Here is a 9,349-nt window from a genome sequence, read left to right as displayed (position 1 = left end):
GCCACCGGCCCCCGCAGCGCGCCGGTGCCCGCGCCGCCACATCACCAGCGCCGCAACCACAAAGGCCAGATTGGTCACCGCGTTCAGCGGCTCCGCCAGAAGCGCCGGGCCAACCCGTTCGCAATAGCTGTCAATTGCACGTGTCCAATCCATGGATTTTCTGTAAACCCCTGATAGAGTTCCGGCAAAGACATTCCAAAATTCCGACCCATATCATGGAGGTGACGCGATGAAGCTGATCTGGTTAGGCCACGGCGGGTTCCGCCTTGAAACCGGCAGGAGCGTGGTGCTGATCGACCCCTGGCTGACCGGCAACCCGGCGCTGCGCGACGACCAGCACGCGGCGGCGACCGAGGGGGCGACGCACATCCTGCTGACCCATGCGCATTTCGATCATGTTGCAGATGTGCTCGGCCTCGCCAAACACCTGTCGATTCCAATTATAGGCCAATACGACCTGATGGGCTATTGGAGCGAAGCCGAAGGCGTCGAGACCACCGGGTTCAACAAGGGCGGCACGATCCGCGTCGACGAGATCCAGATCTCGATGGTGCCCGCCTCGCATTCCAGCAGCTTCACGACGCCGGACGGGCTGCGCGCCGCGGGCAGCGAAGTGGGCTATATGATCGCCGCCGAAGGTCACATGATCTATGTCTCGGGCGATACCGGCATCATGGCGGACATGGATTGGATGGCGGATTATTACAAACCCGACATCGGCATCCTGTCAGCAGGCGGTCATTTCACCATGGATATGAAAGGCGCGGCCTATGCGGCCAAGCGTTACTTTGCCTTCAAAACACTCATTCCATGCCACTATCGGACGTTCCCGTTGCTGGAACAGTCGGCACAGCCCTTGATTGACGCGCTCCCCGAGGTCAACGTCATCGAGCCTCAGGTTATGAAAGAAATAGAGTTCTAATGCCCGCCAACGACTTCACCACAACCGAATACGCCCGCAGATTGGAAAAAACCCGCCGTGCCATGGCCGAGCGGGGCCTCAAGACATTGGTGATCTGCGATCCCTCAAACATGGCCTGGCTCACGGGGTACGACGGCTGGAGTTTCTATGTGCCGCAAGCGGTGATTCTGCACGAAAGCGGCATGCCGATGTGGTGGGGACGCACCCAGGACAAACCCGGCGCCGCGCTGACCACCTGGCTGGAAGCGGACCACCTGTTCGACTGGCCTGAGGAACATGTGCAGCACCCCGACCACCATCCGTTTGATTCGCTGGTCGACCTGCTGCGCGAATACGGCTGGGTTGAGGCCATCGGCGTCGAGATGGACAACTATTACTTCTCCGCCCGCAGCTATCAGATCCTTGAGACGGCCTTTGGTCGTGACGGGCTGGCGGATGCCACCGGGCTGGTGAACTGGCAGCGCGCGGTCAAGAGCGAACAGGAACTGCAACTGATGCGCAGTGCGGGGCGCCTGTCGGCGCATATGCATGGCGTGTTGCGTGCGGAGTTCAACGAAGGCATCGCCAAGAACGCGCTGGTGGCCCGCGTGCAGGCCGCCGGGATCGAAGGCCTGCCGGATCTGCCCGGCGACTATCCGGCGATTGCGCCGATTGCGCCTTCCGGGATTGAGGCCTCCGCCTCGCATATCACCTGGAACGACCGGCCGCTGGCGCCGGGCGAAGCCACCTATTTTGAAATCTCGGGCTGTGTGCGGCGCTATCACTGCCCGATCAGCCGGACCTTGTTTCTCGGCAGCCCGCCCGAAGACATCCGCCGGGGCGAGGCCGCGATTCTGCAGGCAATCGAGGATACCTTTGCCGTGGCCAAGCCCGGTGTCTCCTGCGAGGAGGTCGCCTCCTGCGTCTACGAAAGCTTTGGTCGCGCGGGCTACATCAAGGGCAGCCGCACCGGCTATCCGGTGGGCCTGAGCTACCCGCCGGACTGGGGCGAACGCACCATGTCGCTGCGCCCCGGTGACACGACCAAGCTGGAAGAGAACATGACCTTTCACCTGATGCCCGGCCTGTGGACGCCAGACTGGGGCATGGCCATCACCGAGACCTTCGTGGTGACCCCAAACGGCGGCGAGCCGCTGGCCGATGTCCCGCGCGAAATCGTGGTGAAGTAACCCCGTACCGCCGACATCCGGCGCAGCGCTGGCAGGGGTGCTGTCCGAAGGTTGACCCGCCCTCCTTCGGACAGTCGGCGCCTTGGCGCGCGCCCTGCGGTCGGCCACAAGGCCTCATTCCACCCCGCTGCGCGCACCCTCCCGCACCAAGGCGCGCAGCACCGCAAGCTCGCCCGGCCGTTCATCGCCCGCCCAGACCATCGACAAGGCCACCTTCGCAATCGCCCAGCGCAACAGGTCCGTGGAACTGCAATCCAGCGCATCCGACCAGAGCGACAATCGCCGCGCAATCACCGCCGGTTGCAGGGCATAGCCTGCGCCCCCTCTGGGATGACGAAAGGCATTGGCCAGCTCATAAGCTGCCGGACCGGCCAGTCCCTTGGCGTCGATCACCCGGAGCCCACCGCTTGTCAGGATCACATTGTCGTGGTGTAAATCGCCATGCAAGGCGACCACGGGCCAACGCCCCGTTGCCAGATCAGACAGGCATTTTGACGCCACCTGCTGGGCAAACTGCGCTTGCGGTGTTGCCAATTTTGCCACCAGAAGTGGGCGAAACAACTCCGTCAGGGGGAGCAGCCCCGCCGCCGACAGCGATTTCAGGCGCAAGGCCTGCGCTACGGCAGCGAGGTCCCCATCGGCTTGCACTGGGTCGCCTTGGCGCGCGAGATCCCCCAGACTCGGCCCTTCCAGCCAGCCCATCACCACCGCGTCCGGTCCGGCGTCATGGATGGTCACTGCCGGGTCGCCTGTGCAGCGGCGCAAATACTCCAACCCTGTCGCCTCGTTACCCAGATGCCCGGCGCGATAGAGCTTTAACGCGGCCAATGTTCCGTCGGCGCGCCGCACCGACCAGACCCGCGCCATGGGGGTTTCGGCGCAGATCTCTGCCTGCGTCAGGGCAAACCGGCGCATCACCGTGTCGGGCGGAATCGACGAGGCTGGCCTCACCGGCGCGCGGCGAAGAAGGTCTGCAGCAGCGCCTCGCAGTCGCGCGCCAGAAACCCTTCGTAGACTTCAGGCGCATGATGCGCCTGTGGATGTTCAAAGACACACGCGCCATGGGCCACACCGCCGGATTTCGGATCGGACGCCCCGTAGTACACCCGTGCCAGCCGGGTGGCGGCAATCGTCGCCGCGCACATGGCGCAAGGCTCCAGCGTTACATAAAGATCGTGCCCCGGCAGGCGCTCGCTCTGCAACAGGGCGCAGGCCTCGCGGATCACCAGCACTTCGGCATGGGCGGTGGGGTCGTTCAGCTCGCGGGTGCGATTGCCCGCCCGCGCGATGATATCGCCGCCAGGGCTGACGAGAACCGCCCCCACCGGCACTTCATTGCGCGCCGCCGCCTTTCGCGCTTCGGCCAGGGCCTCTGCCATAAAGGATCGAAACATCCGTTGAACCTCCCTGCCCGGACCCATTGCCGCCACTTCGCCCGCGATCACCCGGTCTCAGCCGCTGTCGCCCTGTATCAGCCCCTATCGCACTGCAATGGACGCTTTCACAGCTCCCGCGAATAGGCTATGGCAGCGGCATGAACAAGAAAACCCCTCCCGCCCCACACACGCGCAGCGGCGCGCCAGGTTCCCGGCCAAAGGCGAAACCGCCTGCAAAGCCGCGCGCGAACAAAGGCCCGCAGGGAGGGGCGACATCAGACGCGCGGCCATCTGACGGCACCCCCGAGGGGGACCGGATCGCCAAGGTGCTGTCGCGCGCCGGCGTCGCCTCGCGCCGGGAAGCGGAACGGATGATTGCCGAGGGACGCGTTGTCGTCAACGGCGACACCATCGACAGCCCGGCCCTGAACGTCACCGAACAAGACCGGATCATTGTTGACGGCAAGCCGCTGCCCGCCGCCGAAGCGCCGCGCCTGTGGCTTTATCACAAGCCGGCCGGCCTCGTGACTACCAACTCGGACGAGAAGGGGCGCAAGACCGTATTTGATGCCCTGCCAGAGGATCTGCCGCGGGTCATGACCGTCGGCCGTCTCGACCTCAACTCCGAAGGTCTGTTGCTGCTGACCAATGACGGCGGCATCAAGCGCCAGCTCGAACTTCCGTCCACCGGCTGGCTGCGCCGGTACCGGGTCCGCATCAATGGCCGCCCGCAGGATCACGAATTCGAACCGCTGCGCAAAGGCCTGGTCATCGACGGCGAGCGGTTCCAGCCGATGACCGTTTCGCTGGACCGTCAACAGGGCGCCAACGCCTGGCTGACCATCGGTCTGCGCGAAGGCAAGAACCGTGAAATCCGCCGCGCAATCGAAGAGATCGGCTATCCGGTGAACCGGTTGCTGCGGGTCTCCTATGGTCCCTTCCAGCTTGGCACATTGAAAGAAGGCGAGGTCGAAGAGCTGCGCGCCAAGGTCGTACGCGACCAGCTTGGCCTTGCCGCGCCGGAAGGCGACGGCGAAGCGCAAAAGAAACCTCAGCGCTCCAACCGGCCCACCCGCAACAGCGCCCGCACCGATGCCCCAAAAGGACCGGGCAAGCCGGGCGGTAGCAAACCGGGCGGCGCTGCAGCAGGCGGCCCGCGCGGCGCGGCGCCACCGCGTCAGGGCGGCCCACGCGGTCCCCGCCCCGGCTCCGGCCCCTCCGGTGGGGCAAAAGGCCCGCGGTCCGGCAAAAAACCGCAAGGCTGAGCGTCCTTCGGCGGACTTCCCCCTAGAACCAAGCCCCCCGATCCCCTACCTTGCAAGAGGATGGATGATCTCCGGGGGCTATCACGTTGCAAACAATCGCCTATGTCGCGCTGCTGATCCTGATGCTGGGCATCGGGACCGGCTGGATCGTCGGGGTCTGAGCAGATGGCGCAACGCTTTGGCGGGCAGCACAGCCCTCAGAACCGCGCGGGTCGACCCCAGACCGGCGGATCAGACAACGCCTCTTCCTCCACCGCCTCTTCGCCCGGAGGGACCTCGCAACCGGGCGGCAAGCGGGGCGCGATACAGGCGCGTGTGACCCCGGTCGGGCTGCGTGCGAACCTGATGTTCGTGCCGCCTGCGGTGATGATCCTCATGTCTCTTGGCGCCGGCGCGGTGGGGTTGGTCACCGGGCTGCTCGCCGCGGCGTTCTGGGCGGGGTCTGCCGTTCTGCTGCGCGAAGGGCTGAAAGCACAGTCCGCCTATGACGCCCGCAAAGTGGCCCGCAGGCCGGCCCTGCCCCGCAAGATCCTGGCCGCGCTGCTCTGCGGATTGGGCGGCAGCCTCGGTGCCTGGTCCAGTGATCCGGGCCTCAGTGCGGCCGCGCTCTATGGCATCGCCTGCTGCGGTCTGCATCTGGCCGCCTTTGGCATCGACCCGCTGTCCAGCAAGGGCGCCGAAGGGATCGACGCCTTTCAGAGTGCCCGTGTCGCCCGCGTGGTCGACGAAGCCGAAGCGCTGATGGACGCGATGACCGACGCGGTGCTGCGCGCCCGTGACCGGCAGGTCGAACTGCGCGTCGCGCAATTCCAATCCGTTGCCCGCACCCTGTGCCGCACGGTCGAGGACGACCCGCGCGACTTGACCGCCGCCCGCAAGTATCTGACCGTCTATCTGATGGGGGCCCGTGACGCGACGATCAAATTCGCCGACCTCTACGCCCGCAGTGGCGACGACCAGGCCCGCGCCGACTACCTGGCCCTGCTGGACGATCTGGAACAGAATTTTACCGCCCGCACCCAAAAGCTTCTGCTGGAAGATCGCGGCGACCTCACCATTGAAATTGATGTATTGCGCGCCCGACTGGAGCGCGAAGGCGTCCAGTTGGACCGCCCCTCATAACCTGACAGGAAAGGCCTGGCCCATGTCCGAGACCATTCAGAAGAAAGCCGCCGCAGCGGAAGTGCTGGTGAAACAGGTGACCGATGTCGCCCTGCCGGAGCCAAAGGGCGAACTGGCCACGCTGGCGGCGGCCGATCCCGCCACCTCGACCGCGATCAAGGCGCGGATCGACGAGATCGACATGGGCGACACCAATTCCATCATCTCGTTCGGGTCAGCCGCGCAGGGGGAATTGCAGCAGATCAGCCAGGCGATGCTGACCGATGTGCGCAACAAGGATGTGGGCCCGGCGGGCGATTCCCTGCGCGACATCGTCACCACCATTCGCGGCTTTTCGGTGTCCGAACTGGATGTGCGCCGCAAGCCGACCTTCTGGGAGCGCCTGCTGGGGCGGGCCGCCCCCTTTGCCAAATTCACCGCCAAGTTTGAAACCGTCCAGAGCCAGATCGACCAGATCACCGACACCCTGCTGGCGCATGAGCACACCCTGCTGAAAGACATCAAGTCGCTGGATATGCTCTATGAAAAGACGCTGGATTTCTACGACGAACTGGCGCTCTACATCGCTGCAGGCGAGGCAAAGCTGGCAGAGCTGGACACGACCGATATTCCCGCCCTGGAGGCCGCCGTCGCCGCAGCCCCCGAGGATGACAAGGTCATCAAGGCGCAAGAGCTGCGAGACCTGCGCGCCGCCCGCGACGATCTGGAACGGCGGGTGCACGACCTCAAGCTGACCCGCCAGGTCACCATGCAGTCGCTGCCCTCGATCCGGCTGGTGCAGGAGAACGACAAATCCCTCGTCACCAAGATCAACTCCACCCTGGTCAATACGGTGCCGCTCTGGGAAACCCAGCTGGCGCAGGCGGTGACCATTCAGCGCTCGGCAGAGGCGGCAAACGCGGTGCGCGATGCCAATGATCTGACCAACGAGCTGTTGACCTCCAACGCCGCCAACCTGCGCGAGAGCAACAAGGTGATCCGCCAGGAAATGGAACGCGGCGTCTTTGACATCGAAGCGGTGAAACAGGCCAATGCGGATCTGATCGGCACCATCGAGGAAAGCCTGCAGATCGCCGACGAAGGCAAACGCAAGCGCAGCGAGGCCGAGGTCGAACTGAAGAAAATGGAAGCCGAGTTGCGCGACACGCTGGCCGCCGCCAAGGCGCGCAAGGACGGGGTCGGCGATACCGCTGCAACCTCTGTCCCGCGCTGAGACGCGCCGCGTGACTGTGCTGGATCGCAAGAGGTGGCTGAAACGTCTGTGTAGCGGTGGCGCGCTGGCGGTGGCGGGGCTGGCCCTGAGCGGCTGCCTGGCCTTTGCCCCCGGCCCCAAGGAGACCCCGCGCCCGACGCCCCGCCCGGTGAAACCTGTCTATACGCCCTCGGTCCAGGCCCAGACGCTGGTGAAATATTACGGCGATCTGGAACAGGATCTGCTGACGCGCGGGTTGCTGCGCACCGACGGCGGCGGGCCGGAAACGCCCTATGATGCCGAAGACCTGGCGGAGCGGTTTGAAACGCTGGCGTTTTATGACGAATATGCCGTCGCGCTGGATGGCGGTGCGGGCGGGCTTGGCCGCTGGCAACAGCCAGTGCGGCTGGAGCCGATCTTTGGCCCCTCGGTCAGCCCGGCGCAGGCGGCACAGGATCGCGCAACGCTGACCCAATATGCGGCGCGCCTGTCGCGGATCACCGGTCACCCGATCACCGTCGGCAGCTCTGGCAATTTCACCGTTCTGTTTGCGGGCGTTGATGATGCGGATTTTGTCGAAGCGCGGGTGCGGCGGTTGCTGCCGAACCTCAGCAATCGCGATCTGGCGCTGTTTGCAACGCCACCACGCAAGTTCTATTGTCTGGTGTTTGCCGGGGGGCCGCAGCGCGATCCGCTGAATTACACCCGTGGCGTCGCGCTGATCCGCAGCGAACAACCCGATCTGATGCGCGAGAGCTGCATTCACGAGGAAATCGCCCAAGGGTTGGGACTGCGCAATGACAGCCCGCGCGCGCGTCCCTCCATTTTCAACGATGACGACGAATTTGCCCGGCTGACCAGCCATGACGAGAAATTGCTGCAGATCCTCTACGATCCGCGCCTGCGCGTCGGCATGAGCGCCGAGGACGCGCGCCCCATCGTATCCCGTATCGCACGCGAGGTGATGGGGGATCTGGCGCTCTGATCCGCCGGTCTGTCGGCCTGTTGGTCTGTTGGTCTGTTGGTCTGTTGGTCTGTCCCGTGGCGGGGAAAATTTTCCCCGCAATGCCATTTTCGACCCGGCGTCCCCCTCGGCTCTGGTTTCGGGGCAGCCGGATTGCTACATCTGAACAAACAAACGCGAAAGGATGCGCCTTGGGTATTTTCGACTTTCTCAAAGGGGAATTTATCGACGTCATCCATTGGACGGACGATACGCGGCATACGATGGTCTCCCGGTTTGAACGGGAAGGCCACGCCATCAAATACGGCGCCAAGCTGACGGTGCGCGAAGGCCAGGCGGCGGTGTTCGTCCACGAAGGCCAGCTGGCGGATGTCTTCACTCCCGGTCTTTATATGCTTGAGACCAACAACATGCCGGTCCTGACCACGCTGCAGCATTGGGACCATGGCTTTCAATCGCCGTTCAAATCCGAGATCTACTTTGTCGCCACAACCCGGTTCAATGACCTCAAATGGGGCACCAAGAATCCGATCATGTGTCGCGACCCGGAATTCGGCCCGGTCCGTCTGCGCGCCTTTGGATCCTACTCCGTGCGGGTGGTGGACCCGGCGCGCTTCCTGACCGAGATCGTCGGCACCGATGGTGAATTCACCATGGACGAGATCTCTTACCAGATCCGCAACATCATCGTGCAGGAGTTTTCGCGCGCCATCGCAGGGTCCGGCATCCCGGTGCTGGACATGGCCGCGAATACCGCCGACCTGGGCAAGCTGGTGGCCGCCGAAATCGGCCCCGTCGTGGCCGAGTACGGCCTGTCGATCCCCGAGCTTTACGTCGAGAATATCTCGCTGCCGCCGGCTGTCGAACAGGCCATGGACAAGCGCACCCAGATGGGGATCATCGGCGATCTTGGCCGCTACACCCAGTTCAAGGCCGCCGAGGCGATGGAAGCCGCCGCCACGACGCCCAACAGCGGGATGGGCGCCGGGCTCGGGATGGGAATGGGCATGGCGATGGCCCAGCAGATGGGGCACGCGATGCAAAACAATGCACCGTCTCAGGCAGCGGGTCATGCCGCCGGCCCCTGGGGCGCGCGGCCCGCACCCGCTGCGTCGCAACCTCAGCCCCAGGCGGCACCGATGGCCCCGCCGCCACCGCCGCTGGAACATGTCTGGCACATCGCCGAAAACGGCCAGACCACCGGCCCCTATTCCAAGGCGCGCATGGGGCGCATGGCGCAAGACGGCACGCTGAAACGTGACAGCCATGTCTGGACCCCCGGACAGGATGGCTGGATGCGCGCAGGCGATGTGACCGAGCTGGCGCAGCTGTTCACCAT

General features: G+C 64.7%; 9 protein-coding genes. 7 read left to right on the top strand and 2 right to left on the bottom strand.

What is annotated here, in order from left to right:
* Positions 1 to 229: 229 nt before the first annotated feature.
* Entirely contained in the window at positions 230 to 922 is a 693-nt protein-coding gene (locus tag TRIHO_RS01985) for a metal-dependent hydrolase (RefSeq protein WP_068239969.1), read from the top strand.
* On the top strand, positions 922 to 2,091 hold the full coding sequence (locus tag TRIHO_RS01980; RefSeq protein ID WP_068239968.1) for a M24 family metallopeptidase: 1,170 nt from the start codon (positions 922 to 924) through the stop codon (positions 2,089 to 2,091). Before TRIHO_RS01985 ends, TRIHO_RS01980 begins: the two co-directional genes overlap by 1 nt.
* A gap of 114 nt (positions 2,092 to 2,205) precedes the next feature.
* Here TRIHO_RS01980 and TRIHO_RS01975 read toward each other — a convergent pair whose 3' ends face one another.
* Together TRIHO_RS01975 and TRIHO_RS01970 are read right to left on the bottom strand one after the other, a co-directional pair.
* Positions 2,206 to 3,006: an aminoglycoside phosphotransferase family protein gene (locus TRIHO_RS01975; RefSeq protein WP_068239964.1), complete on the bottom strand. Its 801-nt coding sequence runs from the start codon at positions 3,004 to 3,006 to the stop codon at positions 2,206 to 2,208.
* Positions 3,007 to 3,038: 32 nt separating this feature from the next.
* A complete protein-coding gene (locus tag TRIHO_RS01970; protein WP_068239974.1) occupies positions 3,039 to 3,485 on the bottom strand; it encodes a nucleoside deaminase in 447 nt (148 codons plus the stop codon).
* A gap of 140 nt (positions 3,486 to 3,625) precedes the next feature.
* Between TRIHO_RS01970 and TRIHO_RS01965 the strand changes: the two genes are divergently transcribed.
* The 5 genes from TRIHO_RS01965 to TRIHO_RS01945 all read left to right on the top strand — a co-directional run.
* Positions 3,626 to 4,732 (top strand): pseudouridine synthase, encoded by a 1,107-nt coding sequence (locus TRIHO_RS01965; protein WP_082704975.1) that lies wholly within the window; start codon positions 3,626 to 3,628, stop codon positions 4,730 to 4,732.
* Positions 4,733 to 4,897: 165 nt separating this feature from the next.
* Entirely contained in the window at positions 4,898 to 5,854 is a 957-nt protein-coding gene (locus TRIHO_RS01960; protein ID WP_068239962.1) for a 5-bromo-4-chloroindolyl phosphate hydrolysis family protein, read from the top strand.
* Between the two features lie 22 nt (positions 5,855 to 5,876).
* Entirely contained in the window at positions 5,877 to 7,067 is a 1,191-nt protein-coding gene (locus tag TRIHO_RS01955; RefSeq protein WP_068239961.1) for a toxic anion resistance protein, read from the top strand.
* A gap of 19 nt (positions 7,068 to 7,086) precedes the next feature.
* A complete protein-coding gene (locus TRIHO_RS01950) occupies positions 7,087 to 8,031 on the top strand; it encodes a DUF2927 domain-containing protein (RefSeq protein ID WP_068239970.1) in 945 nt (314 codons plus the stop codon).
* A gap of 170 nt (positions 8,032 to 8,201) precedes the next feature.
* Positions 8,202 to 9,349, top strand: a 1,148-nt coding sequence (locus tag TRIHO_RS01945; protein ID WP_068239960.1) for an SPFH domain-containing protein, incomplete at its 3' end; no start/stop codon positions are given.

The organism is Tritonibacter horizontis, from assembly GCF_001518015.1.
GTDB classification, from domain to species: domain Bacteria; phylum Pseudomonadota; class Alphaproteobacteria; order Rhodobacterales; family Rhodobacteraceae; genus Epibacterium; species Epibacterium horizontis.
Note: the sequence above shows the minus strand (reverse complement) of the source record. Positions and strands in the feature narration are given on the sequence as shown.